Origin of the sequence: Paenibacillus sp. FSL R7-0345 (genome assembly GCF_038595055.1) — a bacterium.
GTDB lineage: Bacteria > Bacillota > Bacilli > Paenibacillales > Paenibacillaceae > Paenibacillus_AQ.
Map to the genome: position 1 here is coordinate 5,342,250 of NZ_CP152002.1, position 20,126 is coordinate 5,362,375.

The 20,126-nt window shown below is 39.4% G+C and carries 3 protein-coding genes; all 3 read right to left on the reverse strand.

From position 1 onward, the window contains the following. Nucleotides 1-22: 22 nt before the first annotated feature. A complete protein-coding gene (locus NST84_RS23135; RefSeq protein WP_342562469.1) occupies nucleotides 23-2,476 on the reverse strand; it encodes an EAL domain-containing protein in 2,454 nt (817 codons plus the stop codon). Between the two features lie 156 nt (nucleotides 2,477-2,632). Beyond that, on the reverse strand, nucleotides 2,633-3,850 hold the full coding sequence (locus NST84_RS23140) for an MFS transporter (RefSeq protein WP_342562470.1): 1,218 nt from the start codon (nucleotides 3,848-3,850) through the stop codon (nucleotides 2,633-2,635). 173 nt (nucleotides 3,851-4,023) lie between these two features. Continuing rightward, nucleotides 4,024-20,094 carry an amino acid adenylation domain-containing protein gene (locus tag NST84_RS23145; protein ID WP_342562471.1) on the reverse strand — a complete coding sequence of 5,357 codons (16,071 nt, stop codon included), beginning with the start codon at nucleotides 20,092-20,094 and terminating at the stop codon, nucleotides 4,024-4,026. Nucleotides 20,095-20,126: the final 32 nt, after the last annotated feature.

The following is a 20,126-nucleotide window of genomic DNA, read 5'->3' on the forward strand; positions in this document are numbered from 1 at the left end:
CCTTGCGGACCGCGCTGCATGATCAGACTATTATGCCAACAGGTTCTGCGGGCCGTAAGTATTTCCGTTCCAGTTCTTCAGCAGCCAGCGGCTTGCTGTAATAATAGCCTTGAATATCCCGGCAGCCGCTGCCCACCAAAACTTCCAGCTGCTCCTTCGTCTCGATGCCTTCGGCGATGACCTGCATTTTCAGATGCTCCGCCATGGTCAGGATCGTCGCCACAATCGCCCGGTCATCACTGCTGTCCGTAATGCCGCTGATGAATGACCGGTCGATCTTCACCTTATGAATCGGGTACAGCTTTAAATACCCCAGCGAGCTGTAGCCGGTCCCGAAATCATCCAGACTGATCCGGACTCCGCTCTTTACCAGATCATTCAGAATGGCACTTGCCCTGGAGGCATCCATCATCATACTCTCGGTAATCTCCAGTTCAAGATACTCAGGCGCCAGCCCTGTCTCGCGGAGAATATCACGGATATCCTCCAGCAGATTGTACTGAAGGAACTGCTGTGAGGATAAATTGACAGCCACGGGAATAAGCGGACCGCCGGCATCATGCCACTGCCTCATCTGCCGGCAGGCTTCGCGCAGCACAAAATTGCCAAGCTCAACAATCCGTCCGGTTACTTCCGCCGCAGGAATGAACATACCTGGTCCGAGCAGTCCTTTTACAGGATGATTCCAGCGCACCAGCGCCTCCACTCCGATAATCCGCTCATTGTCCGCTGCGCGGATCTGCGGCTGATAATGCACCGTGAACTCCCCGCGCGCCAGCCCTTTGCGCAGATCCGATTCCAGCTCCAGCTGCTCCATAATCTGGCCGTCCAGATCGTCCGAGAAAAACTGGTAGTCGTTTCTGCCGTTTTTCTTCACTTCATACATGGCTGTTCCGGCATTTTTGATCAGCTCTTCCGCAGCCTGGCCGTGACCCGGATAAAAAGAAATGCCAATACTGGCTGTGACGTACAGGTCCCGTCCTTTGAGATGAATCGGCTGTTTGATCGCCGCGACCAGCTGTTCGGTAATATCCGTTACATTCATCCGCTCCCGGGAGAAGCGGCACAGCAATGCGAACTCATCACCCTCCAGCCTGGCCAGAGAGGTCTGCGCGGTAACTACACTGCCGACAATACGGCTGCTCATCTCCTGCAGGAAAAGGTCGCCGTACAGATGCCCGAGCGTATCATTAATGAGCTTGAACCGGTCAATATCCATAACAAGCACGGCAAAAGGCTCCTGTGACTCCTGATGTGCCTCAATGGTCTGGGACAGCAGCTGACTGAACATCCTGCGGTTCGGAAGTCCGGTCAGTTCATCGTGGAAGGCCAGATAACGGGTCTGCTCCTTGGCCTGCTTCTCCTCTGTAATATCCCGGGCAATGACATAAATACCGGCAACCAGGCCGTCGACCATAACGGGCGCTATATTTATACTGACATCAACCTTCTGCCCGTCTCTGTGCGTGATTGCCGTTTCGTAGCCGACCTGCTCCCCGGTGAGAGACTGGCTGAACATGTCCCGGATCAGCTCCTGATCCTCAACAGCAATGATACTCAGAATAGAGGTAAGGGGCTGCTCCTTAAACTCCTTGCTGCTGATACCGGTAATCGTGGTAGCTGCAGGATTGGAGCCGATGATCCGCAGGTTAAGATCAATAGAAATGATGGCATCCTGATTATTTTCATAGAGTGACCTGTACCATTTTTCACTGATCAGGAGCTCTGTGTCTTTTCTGGAAAAACGTCTTGAAATATAAACGCCGATAATAGACAAGCCCAAAGTGAACAGCGTCCCGCCGGCGATGACATATGCCAGCCATTTCTGATCCAGCACCACCCCGGTATTCAGCCAGGACCGGCTCTCCGGTTCAAAGGTTGCTGCAAGCATGCCGGTATAATGCATGCCTACAATGGCGACACCCATTACAAGTGCGCTGATCATTTTTTGGGCCTGGCTGACTGCCTTACGGTTCATCATAAGCTGTGAGGAGAGTCCCAGAGCAACAATGGATGCGACCAGGGCGACGACAAAGGACAGAAAGACATAGTCTCCTCTATAGGAAATTCCGATTTGCATCGCGAACATGCCTATGTAATGCATTCCAAAAATACCAACAGCAAGCAGCAGGCCGCTTACCAGAAGCGGAAGCATTCCACGCCTGTACTGGCTGATAACAATCAGGGCAACCAGCGAGGCAACAATCGCCACCATAACAGACAGCAGGACGACCATCAGGTTATAGGCTACCGGTACAGCCAGTTTCAAGGCCAGCATGCCCACAAAATGCATCGACCAGATACCCATCCCCATGATGACCGCACCGAACACCAGCCATAGTGCCCGCCGCCTTCCTTTGGAAATCCCCACTATGCCTGCTAACTCTAATACAGTATAGGAGGCTGCAACAGCAATCAAATACGAAAAAAATACGAGCAGCTTGTCATGACTGCCATGCATATGCATGTGCTCCATGACCTCATCCCCCTTCAAACCATTCCAAACCAGACTGGCGATATTCTAAATTTTATATAATCTATTATATCGGCTAAAACAGCCGGAAATCTTATAACTTTCCAGCATGATAATCGGTTCGGAAAACTTTACAACAACAGCCTGCCAGGGAAGCTGCTATAACTGATATTTGCGTTGTTTTTTACTAAAAGGAATTATACGCAGTGTAACTGCAGCTAAAAAGACAGACATACCTAGTAGAATCCACAATACTGTATAACCCATATATGTATACTTACCGACAACAACAGGTCCCAGTGCATAACCTGCTCCTGTAATTATAGGCAACAATGAAAGAATCCTCCCTCTATGACTTTCTGGCACATTATTAGCTAAAAAGATATTGTAATTCATTACTATCATTACTTCACCTAAAGTCATTATTATAATACCCGCTACAAATATACTAATGGCATCGGCAAATCCAAACACCAAGAAGGCTGCAGCATAACATACTCCTCCAGAAACAATAAGTTTGATGGATCCAATATTCCTTAACCGGTATGTTAAAAAGGGGGTAAGGAGAATCACTGCTACCCCGTTGACACCAGCTACAATACCGTAAAGCCGGGTGCCTCCATCGCTGAATTGGTCGACCATTTGCAAAGGAAGCAGAAATCCCCATTGTGAATATGAGAATTGATATATAAACATAACCGCGGCGGTGACAATAAGTATCGGATGTCTTGCCAAAACTGCCAGTGTGCTTTTTTTTGAAGAAAACACATCTGCAATACCTTCTTGATTCTCCTTTTCCTCATACGTACGAGAGACAGGCTCTTGGATAAATATGCAAAACAGAATAAGAGAAATAATCATACTTACAGCATTAATAATGAATAGAACATTTAAATAGCTTGCAAACATTAATCCCCCTAACAGCGGAGCTATTGAAAAACCTATATTATTTGCCAAATACATAAGTGAAAATGATCCCTTACGGTTATCTTTATTTGTGAAATCAGTAATAAGAGTATTTAATACCGGCATTGAAATTGAAAAAAAGACAGAAGCCAATATAATCAATACCGCCATAAGGGTGCTTGGCTCAATCAGGCTGCACATTAAATAACAAATTGCAGCTAAGCCATAGGACAATATCATCAGCGGCTTTCTTCCATAATGGTCAATAAGCTTGCCTCCAATGATCAGGCATGGTGCCTGGCATATAATAAATAACGTTATTATCAAGCCAATCTGCTGCTCAGAATACCCTATTTTCAATTTGAATATAAAAGTGATTAAGGGGAGGACAAAATTACCCAGCCCATTTATAAGCATGCATATGCATAGTACGTAAATCTTATTGGGCAATTTGAGATACAGATTAGCCATATTTTTAAAGCTTCCCAATTATAAAATCCCCAATCTATCATCAGATTCCATTCCCTCAAAGGCAAAGGGATTGATTAAAACAAATAGGTCGGCGGTATCTTGTATCATCAACCGCCGACCTTAATCATTTGGTAATGCAATTACAGGATTGCCAAAACGATAAATTCGTTTAACTACTTCACAATATTTGTATTAAATTGTTCCAGGCAGGTTAAGAGCGTCTCCGTAAATACTCTCTTCAGTTCGTCTTCACTTTTTTTGTTTACATTATTGATCATAACAACAATATTATTTTCAGAATACATTACATTAAAGGTGAGCCCATTAAGCATGTGTGAAGTATCCCCGGAATTTTCACTCCGGCTAATGTTGGCTTTATACATATAACTTAGCAGATCTTGATCATGTAAGGACTTATACCCGAGAAAGTTAAACATCAACTGATAATTGAAAACTCCATTCTCATTAACAAAATACTCTTTAACAAAATTATTAGAGTCACTACTTAAAGCCAGATTGGAAAAATTAATTTTATTCTTCGATAAATACTTCATCTTTTCATCTATCAATGACCATTGTTTTGATGATGAAGATGTATCAATTACAACAGGAGTAAGATCAATATATTCTCCTATTGAACTATAGTAAGTATCCCCTTGTCTTCTGCCATTGCTATAAATCAATGCAGGAGCGCTATCAACCTTAAGGTAGGCGGCACAGAACACACAAAATAGTTCAAAAGAGATATTCCACACATTTTCATTAAACGACTTCTCATACTCTTCCGGGATCTTCAGGCTAACATTTAATAGATCTCCCTCGTCCTCCTCAAGATTTCCAAGTATTGCTGCTTGAATCTTATTCTGGAGAGCTTTATATTTCTCAAGTTCCAGTGTGCGAATCAAGTCCTGAGCCTGCACTCCCAGCTCCTGCCGGGTAATTTCGGTAATGAAATGATGGTAATCTTTGATCTGAATACGTTCATTTATACTGTTCACCTTATAATTGTTTAAATATTGCATAAATGTACGCTGAAGGACCCTGCCGCTCTCCCCATCAAAGATACTATGATGTAGCGACCACATAATTACTGATTGCTTTCTATTCTTCTTTACGATTATGACCTTGTGTAATAGCTCAATAAATTTTTGATCATTCAACTTTCCCCTAATTTCGTTTATCAGTTTTTTTTGCGAGCTTGGTTTGAATTTAGATATATCAATTTCCGATGCCCCTTTTAAAGCTGGTATGTGATTAGGGAATTCGTACTCCTCCCAGTATAATTCACGTCCTTCAGCTGCCACTTTGCTTCGGAGTAAACCAAAGGTTTGTATTACTTCATTTACAACATTTTGTAGAACGTTATCACCTATTGTTTCCTCAATTGCAAATTCAACTAAAATCTTTGAATCATATGCCATAGTATAGCGTTGGATTGGCAGCACAGAATATTTTTTCACATCAGCTTGAGCAAATAGTGTTTGTTCAAAATTATTAAATGTTTTTTCTGCCTCTTTCCATAATACTAATGAATTTAATTCACCAGTTTGGATGCTTTCCAGCTTGAGCAGCCGGCAGATTTCCTCATCATTCTGAAGGAGACTCCCCTTCCCGTAGCTGTTAACATTCCCTCCCTCAACTTGATGTATATAATGGGGTGATATTGAACCATCAAAGTTTTGACAGATAAATTTATTTGCTCCATCATTCATTTTATTCACGAAAAGTATAATACCCTCAGTATCTTCATGATGAAAGCGACCAAAAACACTTTTTATCCCAAATTTCGAGAGTAGTAAATTAGATGCCTCTTCCTCTGAATGAATGGCTTGCCTTTCCGGTTTTCTCAAATTTAGAGTGTCACTTAGATCTTTTATCGTTTGTGCTCTAAACAGATCACCTATATCCAGCTTATGTCTTTCCCGCAATCCCGCTACAATTTTCAATGCAGTCAATGAATTTCCGCCCAGATCAAAAAAGTTATCATTTATACCTATTTTTTCTACTTGTAATGCATCAGACCACAGCTTTTGTAAGTCTGCATCTAACGGGTTGCGTGCTGCTTCATATTGAAGGATATTTACAGACTGCATCTTCATTGCAAGGAGTGTTCTCTTATCAAGCTTTCCATTAACTGTAACCGGCAGCTTATCCAATTGAATGAATTGGGCTGGAAGCATATAATCGGGCAACGTCCGTGCAAGAAATCTCTTTAAATTAGAGGGTTCTTCCAATTCTGAACTTACAAAATAGGCACACAGCATTTTAACTGAACTGGCATCCTCTTTACTAAGAACCGCTACATGTTTAATGTTATTGTATTGTAACAATGCTTCCTCTACCTCTGAAAGTTCAATACGGTAACCTCTGATTTTCACTTGATTATCTATTCTTCCGGTGTATTCAATACAGCCATGACTTAACCATTTCCCTGAATCACCGGTCCGGTACATTCTCAAATCTTGAATAAAAGGGTTAGGAATAAATTTCTGACGGGATAAATGCTCATTGTTAATATAACCCCTGCCTACCCCATACCCCGAAATATAAATTTCTCCTTCTACACCTGCCGGAACCGGCTGCATATTAGAATCCAAGATATATATTTTTGTGTTCGCTAATGGTTTTCCTATCGGTATACTACCGCCCGTTATCATGTCGTAGTCATTCACTTTATATGCTGTTGCATCTACGCAGCATTCGGTTGGTCCATAAATATTTACGACATTAATTTCGTCTCCCATTGCCCGTCTGAATTCACGGATGGTTTGCGGCAGCATAACGTCTCCACCAATGATGAATGTGTCCACTCCAATTTGTGATCCGCTTACGTTATAAGCTTCGCTCAGCAGGTTTAAAATGAACGGTGTTCCGTCTGAAATATTAATCTCATGCTGATTGTAAAACTCGATAAGCCGCCGGCCGTCAGTTTTATAATCATCCCTTATTAAGCAAAGGCAGTGCCCGTTTAACAAGCTGGAAAATATCTGTTTGACCGATGCATCAAAAATATACGGGGCCAATAAAGCGATATTTAATGGTTGGCTGTATTGGTCGTAAATAAAGTCATTTAGCGAATAATTCAGGCTCACAAGGTTTCTATGCTCAATTACAACTCCTTTGGGTTTTCCTGTACTTCCAGAAGTATAGATTACATATACTGCATCATCAGGACTATTTAAATTCTCTATATGACGATCATTGCTGGTCTCCCCCAAATTAACCAAACATGAAATTTCATGTAACGTTCCTGTATAGGTATTCAATGGAATGGTACACTTATCTGTAATTAACAATTGCACTTGGCTGTCTGATAACTGATATTCAATTCTTTCAGTCGGATAATGAACGTCCAAAGGTAAATAGGCTGCTCCTGATTTGATCACTCCCATGATTCCAACAATCATATTAATAGACTTTTCCATTAATAATCCAACTACAGCGTTTGGCTGCACTCCCAGTTTCCTTAAAGAAAATGCTACTTGATTTGCCCTGTTGTTTAGTTCCGTGTAAGTTATAGCCTCATCTTCAAAACACACTGCCAGAGCCTCAGGATTTAATTGAACCTGTTCTTCAAAAAGAGCTTGAACTGTTAAACTGTCGTTCGGTTTAAATTCAGATTCATTATAGTCATACAGCAGTATGTCTCTTTCGTTTCTATCAAGAACATCGATATCTTTGATTTTCAAAGCATCGTTCTCAATAACTGCAGCAATGATATTTTTTAGATGTTGGCCCATTTGAACAATGGTATCCTCTTTAAACAGATCTGAACAATATTGGATGCTCACTGTAATATCTTCTTTCAACACAGCAACAGAGATGTTCAGATCAAACTTGCTTGTCTTATTACTTTCTTTATACGCCGTAAGGGACAGGCCATTCAAGCTCATTTCCGTCTTCTCATCTTCCAGCATGGTAAGCATGACATCAAACAGCGGATTTCTGCTTACATCCCTTTTAATATTCAGTTCATCAAGTAAAACTTCAAATGGATATTCCTGATTATCATAAGCTGCTATTACAACCTCTTTAACCTCCTGTAAAAAATCATTGAAATTCTTTTCTTTTACAGGATAATTCCTCATTACCAGAGTGTTCACAAACATTCCTACAATCTGCTGTAAGTCCGGATGTGTTCTCCCTGAAGCTGGTGTACCTATTAATATATCTTCTTGTCCAGTGTATTTGGCTAATAAAATGTTAAATATTGATAAAAAGAACATATACACTGTACATTCTTGCTTATTCACAAGCCTCTTAATTTCAATTCCTTCTTCTCTGCTTAACTTTATCGTCTGGATATTCCCCTTGAAGCTTTGGACTAAAGGTCTCGGAAAATCTGTCGGCATATTTAATAATGGTATTTCACCAGATAGCTTCTCCATCCAGTAAGCCCTTTTTGAAGCATGACTTCCACTGTTACGGGGATCATTACTCCACTCAGCGTAATCTTTATACTGTAATGCTAATGGAATCAGCTCTTGGCCTGATAGTAATTCTGCGAAGTCTTTAACCAAAATGCCTTTTGAGGTTCCATCTGAAATAATATGGTGCATATCAAAAATAAGGGCATGCTGATTAACCTTAATTTCAACAACTTTAACTCTAAAAAGCTCTGAACTGCTTAAGTCGAACGGCCGAATAAATTGATCAATCATACGATCAAGATGATCTCCGTCCTTTAATTGCTCATACTCGACGGCAACAGTTACATCTTCATCAACAATCTGGACAATCTCTCCGTTCAAAATATTAAAACGTGTTCTAAGGCTCTCATGCCTTGTGCAAAGACTATTAATTACAGACTGCAGTCTTTTTTTGTTGAAATTTCCTTCTATTAGAATAACTTCAGGCATGTTATAGACAGTGCTGTTCCTGTCAAATTGCTGCAGCAAATACATCCTTTTTTGTGCTGAAGACAACTTATAGTACGGCTGAACGCCTGCAACAGGGATTCCCTCTAAACGAGCCTTTGCATGTTGTTGAATATATACAGCTAATTCTCTAATAGTAGGCGCATTAAAGATTTCTCTAAAAGGCACATCTACACTTAGCTTTTTAGATAATAAAGAGATCATTTGGGTCACTTTAAGTGAATGTCCGCCTATTTCAAAAAAATTATCTTCAACTCCGACTTCATCCAATTGTAATAAATCCCGCCAAATTTCCGAGATAGTTGCTTCTACTGCATTAGACGGCTCTCTATAGGTTGAACTTGCTGAGTGCCTCCGGTCCGGTTCAGGCAACTGTTTTCGGTCAAGCTTTCCGTTAGCAGTCAGCGGCATATGAATGAGTTGTTCAAAATAGGCCGGAATCATGTATTCAGGCAGATGTGCCAAAAGATAATTTCTTAGCAGCTTAGCCGTTATAGTTAGATCCGCTGAAAAGTATGCACATAAATATTCGTAATGATTAGAATCCTTCTTCATAACCACTACAGCTTCTTTAATACCAGGATATTTAAGCAATAGGCTTTCTATTTCTTCCAACTCGATTCTGAAGCCTCTTAGCTTAACCTGATGATCTATTCTGCCTAAGTATTCAATGTTTCCATCCTCCAGCCATCTTGCCAAATCCCCTGTTTTATATAATTTAGAATTTGGGACATATGGATGCGTAATAAATTTTTGATCAGTAAGCTCCTGATTATTCAAGTACCCTCTGGCCACCCCGTCCCCCGCAATACAAAGCTCACCCGGGACACCAACAGGCAGCATTAAATGATTGTTATCAACAATAAATAATTTAATATTATCAATAGGTTTACCAATAGGTATTGTTCTGTCCAGCCTTTGTTCAAAACAATTAAAATAGGAGACATCTATTGTAGCCTCAGTAGGTCCATACAAATTGATTAATTGAGTACCGGACTCTTTAAACAGTACCGCTTCAAAATCCGTCACTTGCTTTGTTTGCAATGCTTCTCCGCTGGTAAAAACTCTATTTAAAGATAGTACCTCATCGTACTTTTGATGCTCCTCCAAATAATCCAGGAATATTCTCAGCATGGACGGGACAAAATGGGCTGTAGTTATCTGATATTTACACATTGCTTCGATAATAGCCGAAACATCCTTTTCCTGATTATGCTCCAACAAGCACACTTTTGCCCCAACGACCGACCACCACAATAATTCCCATACAGATACATCAAAAGTATAAGTAGTTTTTTGTATTATAGTATCTGCTTCAGTAAGAGGGTACGCTTTCTGCATCCAGTTTATTCTATTAACTAATGACCTGTGCTCTATCATTACTCCTTTGGGATTACCTGTGGATCCTGAAGTATAAATTACGTAAATTAAATCCTGCGGAGTATTGATCAGCTCCAAGTTTTCTCCATTTGATTCATAGCTCTGTTTATCTACATCCAGCTTAGGTGTAACGGCATTTACTTTATTAAAATATTTCTCACGAGTCAGAACTAAACAAGCTTGGCTATTTTCTAAAATATAGGCAATCCTGTTTTCAGGGTAATCCGGATCGATAGGTAAATAAGCACCGCCAGCCTTGATTATCGCAAATATGCTTACTAGCATACTCTCTGAACGTTCAAGAATAATAGCAACTATAGCATTTCGCTTAACCCCTTCAGCCCTTAGAACTTTAGCAAGTTTATTAGCCCTTCTATTTAACTCACTATAGGTCATAGTGCTGTCTTTAGTAATGACTGCCGCCGCATCAGGTGTTCTGCAAACTTGTTCCTCAAAAAGCTCTATAAAAGTCTTCTCTCTAGGATAGGCCGCTTCCGTATTGTTAAAATCGTTTAAAAGGATGTTTTTCTCTTCAATTGTCAACAAATTGATATCTGCAATAATCTGTTCAGGCTGCGCCGTTATTTGTTCGATAATATAGATTAAATGCACGAGCATTCTATTGATGGTAGCTGCTTTAAACAATTTGGTTCCATATTCAATTTTCATGGCAATCTCATCACCACGGTTTACAGCAATAAATCTCAAGTCAAAATTCACCGATGTTCTAACCGCTGCTACAGGTTCAAATGTAATATTAGCTGTTTCTAATGAGTCAAAGCAGAGATCATCTTCCATAGAGAACATAACATCAAACAGCGGACTTCTGGCAGGATCTCGCCTAACGCTAATTAGATTCAACAATTCTTCAAACGGGTAATCCTGATTTTCGAAAGCAGCAAACGCATTATCCCTAACTCTTGCTAAGAACACTTCATACTTTTCATGGGAATAAATTGTATTACGCAAAGCCAAGGTATTAATAAATACTCCTACAACAGGATCAACTTCCGGCTTGTTTCTTCCTGCTGTTATACCTCCTACAATTATTTCTTCCTGCCCGCTGTACTTCGATAACAAAATATATATTGCTGACAGCAGCAGCGTATATACAGTGGCGTTATGCTGTTCAGCCATTGCCCTGATTTGCTGCGTTAACTCAGTGGGTACTAGTATTTCTGTTCCTAAGCCTTCATAACTCTGTACTTTAGGTCTTGAATAATCAAGGGGCATATTCAAAACGGGAGGCTTATCGCTAAATACTTCTCTCCAGTAGTTGGCCTGCGGCAGCAATCTTTCCGTCCGAAGCATCTCGTTTTGCCACTCAGAGTAATCCTTGTATTGTATATCCAGTTGCTGAAGGGACTGTGACATATACATTTTGCCGAGATCATTAATTAACCGCTCTACAGATATCCCATCGGAAATGATGTGATGGATGTCAAATAGAAGTATATGATAGTTCTGCTGTTTAATGAGTTGTACCCTCATCAAAGGAGCCCTTTCTAAATCAAAGGTTCTCACAAATCGCTCTAATTCTTTGTTTAGATTGATATCCTCCACTTCGCTGTATTGGAAGTCAACCTTTACGGAATCATGTATTTTTTGAACGATATTTCCTTCCTTAATTGCAAAGCTGGTTCTTAAAGCTTCGTGTCTAACGTGTAATTCACGCAGACTTTCTTCCAGCTTCCCTCTTTCAAGCTCCCCATGGATTTTGATTGCCGCAGACATGTTATAACCCAGACTATCTGGCTCCAGCTGTTGGAGCATATACATTCTTTTTTGAGCAGCGGAAGTTTCATACCACTCTTTAGGCGCTGTTTTTATAATCAGGTCATATCTATTTTCTGCAGACAGATCTATACACTTGCTTATACCTTTTAATGTCGGAGATTTAAAAATGTCCTTAAGCAAAATTTCCACATTAAACTCTTTATGAATTCGGGATGCAAGAGCAATTGCTTTTAAGGAATGTCCCCCAAGTTCAAAAAAGTTATCATATACACCGGATTTTTTCACTCCAAGAATGCTATTCCAGATGCCTTCAAGCTTGATTTCGGTAGCGGTGACCGGTGCCACATATTCGGAATCAGACTGAAGACTAACCTCATATTCACCTAATGTTTTCCTGTCAATTTTTCCGTTAGGTGTAACCGGCAACTTTTCCTCAAGCTGCTTTATAAAAGACGGGACCATATAATTGGGCAATTTCCCAGCCAGATGTTCTTTAATGTGCGAGACATTCAGGAAATGAACTCCAGTTATATACGCTACTAAAAAAGAGAGCCCGTTTCCGTCCTTTTTATCAATAACCACAGCTTCCTTGATCCCGGCATATTGAAGCAGCTGATTTTCTATCTCTCTTATTTCAACCCTGTAGCCTCTTATTTTCACTTGATAATCTTCTCTTCCAAAGAACTCCACATTACCGTCAGGCAGCCACCGGGCCAAATCACCAGTTTTATACATTCTTTCACCGGCTCTAAATGGATTCAGGGGGAATTTCTCCAGCGTTAGCTGTTCATTCTTATAATAACCCCGGGCTACTCCCTTTCCTCCAATATATAGTTCTCCGCTAACCCCGATAGGCTGTGGTTTCATTGAATGGTTCAAAATGTAAAACTGGGTGTTATCTAACGGCCTCCCTATAGGTGTGTTTACCAAATCAGGAACGGACTTCAAATTCTCTTCATAGTAACTGGAGTCAATGGTTGCCTCTGTAACTCCATAACTGTTGAGTACTCTCATTTTATGTCCAAATTTGTCAACCAGCTTTTTATAATCATCAATTGCACACGTATCCGAACCCATAATTAATACCTTCATACTATCAATGCTTAACTGATTTTCATGAATGTATTCCATAAATGGTATGATCAGACCGGGCGTTGACTCAAAGATATTAATTTTCTTATCCTTTATTAATGTATACAGGGATTTAAACTCCAGCTTGGTATCTTCAGGACAAATAAACAAACTTCCCCCTGTGAGTAAAGCTCTGCACATATCACCCGCAAAAACATCAAATGCTATACTGGCCATCTGTAATAACCTGGCTTCAATAATGTCTAGCTTGTAATGGTTGATCCATGTAAACGCCATATTAACTAGATTACGGTGTTCAATCATTACACCTTTAGGCTTACCTGTTGTACCTGAGGTATAAATAATGTATATCAGATCAGTGCCCGCATTAATATCAGCTAGATCTGAAACATCGTCTGAATAATTAGTTGAATCATTGATATCAATAAAGTTGCAGGTTTCACCTATTTTATCAACAAATGATTTTTGGGAGAGGATTATTTTCGCTTCACTATCAGCAAGCATATATTGTATTCTCTCTTCCGGATAAGAAGGATCAATAGGTAGATAGGCTCCCCCGGCTTTGATGATCGCTAAAACACCTATAAACATCTCCAAAGACCGTTCTGCCATTATTCCTACAATAGTATTCCGGGCTACCCCTTCAGCTCTCAACGTTCTGGCCAAGGCATTAGAGCGATGATGTAATTCCAGGTATGTTAAGTATTGATTGCCATAGATAACAGACTGCTTCTCGGGAGTTTTGAGCACTTGCTCGGTAAACATTTGCTGGAATGTTTTGGTTTCAGGATAAGCTGTATATGTCTGATTCAATTCATCAACAATATATTTATTCTCTTCCTCTGATAACATTTCAATATCTTTAAGTGCAACATCCGCATGCTGCGTAATATTAGCCAAGATATTATTCAAGTGTTTCAGAATTGCATGAGCCGTGCTGTCTCTGAACAGGTGGGTACTATACTCCAGCTCAATGATTAGTTCTCCTTTAAATTCTTCTGCAGTAAAGGAAATATCAAATTTTGAAATGCTATACTCATGAATAAATCTTCTAAATTGAAGACCCTGTATATCCAAATGCTGATTATCTATATTTTGCATAGTAAACATCACATCGAACAAAGGGTTTCTGCTCATATCTCTGGTAAGATTCAATCTGTCAATTAATTCTTCAAACTGGTAATCCTGATTTTGGTAGGCATCCAAACAATTCTGCTTAACTTCCCCAAGAAACTGTTTGAACGGTTTAACCTCATCCGGGTAATTCCGCATAGCTAGAGTATTGACGAACATGCCTACTACATCTTGCAAATCGGCATTATACCGCCCGGCAATCGGGCTGCCGATAATAATATCGGACTGGCCTGTATACTTAGCTAAAAGAATGTTCATAGCTGCAAGCAAAAGCATATACATTGTAGTGTTAGTCTCTTGCGCAATCACACTTAAATTTTTATATATCAAGTCATCGATCTTCGTTCTTACTGTTTTTCCTTCGAAACTTTGGACAGCTGGTCTCACATAGTCCGTAGGCAAGTTCAAAACAGGTATCTCTCCAGAAAATAACCCGGTCCAATAATTTCCTTGTTCTTTTATTTTCTGCGATTGGAGCATTTTGTTTTGCCAGGCGGCAAAATCCTTGTACTGCAGATGGAGTGGAGCGAGCTTTTCACCTGCATAAAGTTTTGAAAATTCTTTAATGAGAATCCCTACAGAGACTCCATCCGAAATGATATGATGCATATCAAAGACAATTACATGCTCTGCTTCTGACTCTTTTATAACAGTGACGCGAAATAAGGGTGCGCTTTTCAAGTCAAACGGCTGAATAATTCTGTCTATAGTGTCATGGATATTTTTATCAGGACAGTTAATAAAGCCAGTCTCAAAATCAGTCGCATGAATTGTTTTCTGCAGAATATTTCCTTTATCTTCAACGAAATACGTTCGGAGTGACTCGTGCCGCTCTACAAGTTCTTTTATAACTTGAGCAACACGGTCAATATCAATCTCACCTGTTATGGAAAGTGCACCGGAGATATTATAGCCGGTACTCTGCAGATCAAATCTTTGAAGCATATACATTCTTTTTTGGGCAGAAGAGACCTCGTACCCTTCTTTTTCCTCAATCGGCTTGATTTCATCAAATTCAGATTCCGTAGACCTGCCTATATGTTCACTAATTTCTTTAATCGTTTGTAACGAAAATACCTCGCTTAACTTAAGCTCAACTCCAAGTTCCTTGTGTATTCGGGATATCATTATAGTTAACTTTAAAGAGTGGCCGCCCAGCTCGAAAAAATTATCATTAATCCCTATCTTGTCAATGCATAAGATTTCCTTCCATATTTCAATTAATTTCAGTTCATTGTCATTTCTTGCTTCTTCATAATCTTCGTTCATTAACATATTATCCTGCGGACAAGGCAGCGACTTTCTGTCCAGTTTGCCATTTGGAGTTACAGGCAAACTCTCCAAAGGTACAAAATACGAAGGCACCATGTATTCGGGCAGAAATTTCAACAAATGCTCTTTTAAATGGGAGACTTTTATATCCGCATTAGTAATGATATACGCAGCCAAAACTCTTTCGCCCTGCTCATTTTCCAGGTCGATAACAGCAGTATCATTCACAGCAGTATGCTTCAATAACTGTTGTTCAATCTCCTGTGTTTCAATCCGGTATCCCCTAATATTAACCTGGTTATCTCTTCTACCCATGTACTCAATCTCGCCCTTGGAAGTCCATCTGCCCAAATCCCCTGTCTTATAAACCAGTTCATTTCCAACGTACGGATTGATTACGAACTTCTCTTCCGTCAAAGGTGCATTCCCCAGGTATCCCTTTGAAACCCCTATCCCGCCAACACAAATCTCTCCTACTACTCCCGCAGGGCACAGCTTACCGGCATCATCAAATACAAAAATCTTATAGTTAGCAATTGGTTTTCCAATCGGTATCGGATTATTAAGATCCTCTTTACTGCATTTATGATAAGCAGCACAAACTGTCGTTTCTGTGGGTCCATAGGTATTATAAACATTGGAATAATCGATGATATTATTAATGTATTCCCATTTAAGAACATCCCCGCCACTAATATAGGTATGAACGGAATTCTTCCGCACAACCTTATTTAATTCATTTATTAGTAAAGGAGACGCAGAAACAACCGTAATTTGTTCATCCGTAATTTTATGCGTTAATAATGTGATATCCAATACTTCCGCTTTAGTACATATAGACACGCTGCCGCCCACAGTTAAGGCCGGATACATTTCTTCAATGAAAGTATCAAAAGCATAGGATGCCTGCTGCAGAACAATATCCGTTGCTTTTAAACTGAATTCCTGCTGGAATGCACAAATGTAGCCCCATAAATTCAGGTGGCTGGCAACTACCCCTTTTGGATTCCCGGTAGTCCCTGACGTATAAATAATATAAGCGGGGTCCTCAGAATTCACTTTAAATCTATAATTTTCTTTCTCTCTTTCCATATCTTCAATAGTATTGATCTGAAGTACATGTCCGACAAACTCAATATCATGAGGGCTAGAGCTGTCAGTTATGAGAATTTCAGATTGGCTGTCACTAAACATATAATTGATCCGCTCAACCGGATTTCCCGGTTCCATGGGAAGGTAAGCCTTCCCCGATTTCAAACATCCTAATAAAACAACCGCCCTCTCAATACTTCTTTCCATCAGCACAGCAACTATTTTATTTTTAGTTGTTTTCTTTGAATTGATATATTCAGCCATCCAATTGGCTCTTTCATTCAGCTCTAAATAAGAGATATTTTTATCTCCGAATTTTATGGCAATATTATGAGGCGTTCTGCTGACCTGTTTTTCAAAAGCATCAATAAATGTAATATTTTCAACAACAGCTTTAGTAAGGTTATTACGGTTATACAAAAATTCATTCATTTCTTTTTCATCTAAAATTTCCGCATTTTTCATTATAGTCCCGGGACTTTCCGTGAAAACACGTAACATTTTAATGTATTTATCCATAAAATATTTTATTGTTTTTTCTTCGAATAACTCAGTAGAAAATTCCACATTTAATTCATAATGATCTTTTTGAGGCGTAATATCCAGTGTTAAATCCACCTTGATTGTCGTAGTTACATTTTCGAGCGGAAGCAAGTCTGCCCCGTCCAGTTTAAAAGCAGGCACTTGCATATTCTGCATATTAAAAACAACATCAAACAGTGCATTTCTGTTCATCTCAGGCTTAAGTTTAATCTGTTCTGCTAATTCTTCATTATAGTAGTACTGATTGGCTATATCGTTAAAAATATCTTCACTAAAATTATTCAAGTAATCTACATATTTCAGATTATTATCAATATTTATTCTGATCGGCAATGTATTAATCAGCATTCCAACAATGTTATCCGAATTACCAATTCCTCTATTTGCTATAGGAGTACCTATTACAAAATCGTTTTGCCGGGAGAAGCGGTTGATGACAGCATTAAAGATTGAAAATAAAACCGCATACTCTGTAGTATGATTTTTAGAAGCTAATTGGCCAATGCTGATAAACAAATCCTTATCTATAATCCCTTTCAAGCTGCTTCCGCTGTAATTTAAAGCTTTAGGCCGGGGGTGGTCATAAGGAAGCTGAAGTAAAGGGATATTATTACTGAATTTTTGCAGCCAATACTTTTCTTGTTGTCTAAAAGCTTCAGTAGTATTAAACATTTCTTTCCAGCAAGAGTATTCCTTTAGGGCAAATGCAGGCTCCGGCACTGTTCTTTCATTATACAAATCTATAAAGTTTTGAAGGAGTATACCCAGAGAGGTACCGTCAGTGATTATATGATGAATGCAAAATACAATAGTCGTTTTTCCGCGTGACCGCAATAAAGCTGTTTTGAACAGGATGTCCTTCTCCAAATCAAAGGGGGTGTCGAACTCTTTGATAAAGGACTTTATATCCTTTCTTTTAATATCATGAACTTGAAAGTTTATTGCACTTTGTTTATGTACCTTTAGAAAGATTTCTTCATCCACTATGACAAAATTACTTCGAAGTGCCTCATGTAATTCTGTTAGTTTTTCAAGTATCATTTGAATTTTGGCTGGGGAAACCACTGCATTCATTTCAAATGCTTTTGTAACATTAAACATCGTTTCTGAACGGGGAATTTTATTTAGAATAAACAGCCTCTTCTGAGAAGGCAATACAGGATAATATTCTGCTTCCTGGACATTCTTTAATTGCTTGGTCGCTACCGGGTTGTTTGACGCAACGAGATCAGAAACACCTTTCACAGTGAAGTCTTTCATCACATCTTTAATTTCAAGACTTTTATTATAGTTAGTGTTAATTTTGCTTATTAAGTAGATTGCCTTTATTGAATTTCCTCCCATTTCAAAAAAATTGCTTTGAATAGGCAGATTCGAAATTCCTAATGATTCTTCAAATAACCTTTTAATTTCATAATGGCGTTTGCTTAACGGTGCATCCTCAATCTCTGGTTGGACTGTTTCGCCGGTATTCAGGTATTCGTCGTACAACCCGTTAAGATAATTTTCAACCAGAATATAACGCTGTATCTTACCGCTTGTAGTCTTTGGGATACTGGGCAGTGGAATTACTGCTTTGATTTCTTTCTCTATTTTTATACTGATCATCTTTTTCACTAGGGCAGCGATAGGTTTGAATTTTTCTTTTTTAGTTTTTGTTACTGCGAATATTACAACCTCATCTTCTTTATCAGAATTAGGAATACCGCAAACAGCATTAGCTTTAATTCCGGGAATATTCAGCTCGTCAACCAATGATTCAATGTCATGTGAATAATAATTTTGTCCATTTATAAATATGATATCTTTCTTTCTTCCGGTTATGACCAGCTGGCCCTCAATAAAGAAACCTATATCACCGGTCTTTTTCCATTCATCTTCTCCCGAGAAGCTTTCGGTTGCTTTACTATTATTGTAATACCCATTTGTAACGTTCTTTCCCTTAATATAAACTTCTCCAATTTCCTCTTCTCCTAAAGCCCCGCCTTCTTCATTACAGACCTGCACGCTGCAATCATTCACAGGTTTTCCCAACTTCACGAATTGAATAGAATTGCTATGCTTCTCATCTACCAGAATGACTCGTTCTCCGGCCTTCATAGCATTTCTGTCAACTCGCACAACTTCAATCTGATGTCCGGGAACAGGAAAAGTAACGGCCAATGAAGCCTCAGCCATTCCATATACAGGGAAAATCACATTCTCTTTTAGTCCAAACCGTTTCATATCCTCAATAAACTTGATACACAGATCATAAGATATCGGTTCAGCCCCATTAAATAAAAGTCGTACATTAGACAGATCAAGTTGGCAATCCTTATGCAGTGATAAAAAGTTCATAATATGCTTTATTCCAAAATTAGGAGAACAAAGAATTGTTGCTTTATGTTCAACCAATTTTTCAAGATACAGTAACGGATTTCTGATAAAAAGCATGGCCGGCATCAGAACCTGGTCAATTTCTGCATACATCGGTGCTAAATGGAATCCGATAATTCCCATATCATGAGTTAAAGGCATCCAGCTGATCGTTTTTTCATGTGCCTGAATATGGCAGCCTGAGCATATTGCGTCCAGATTGGTAAGCAGATTTTCATGAGTTAAAGTAACTCCTTTAGGTTCCGAAGTTGAACCTGAGGAAAATTGAATAAATGCGGTATGCTGCGGTTTAATGTCAGGAATAATTCCATCTTCTTTTTGAAAATCAATGTCCTCAAAAACCAGAACATTGCTTGAATCCATCGTCTTAATATCCTCTAAATCCTTTTGCATGAGCTGGCTGGTAATTAATTTGCATTCTCCCAAGGTACCAATAACTCTCTCAAGCTTCGTCTTTATCGTTTGATCCTTTCCGACCGTGATAGGAACAGCAGTGATTCCTCCTAAAATACATCCCCAAAAGCTGTATAGGAAGCTTAAATTATCATTCAAATAAATGATAACTTTATCCTCCGGCTTAAGCTTGTTGCGCTGATAAAAGCCCAGCACCTTTAAGGCACCATCCAATAATTCCTTATATGATATACATTTCTCAGTATTTTCATTATTAATAAAAGTTATATCTTTACCGCTATTACTTCCTCTAAGGAGCATTTGAACCAGTGAAGTATATCTCATTTAAAAATTCCCTCCATCAGTTATTCAACTAT

Excerpts from the sequence above, each read along its gene's own strand:
- NST84_RS23135 (WP_342562469.1), bottom strand. The coding sequence starts at position 2,476 with ATGGAGCACATGCATATGCATGGCAGTCATGACAAGCTGCTCGTATTT.
- NST84_RS23140 (WP_342562470.1), bottom strand. The coding sequence starts at position 3,850 with ATGGCTAATCTGTATCTCAAATTGCCCAATAAGATTTACGTACTATGC.
- NST84_RS23145 (WP_342562471.1), bottom strand. The coding sequence starts at position 20,094 with ATGAGATATACTTCACTGGTTCAAATGCTCCTTAGAGGAAGTAATAGC.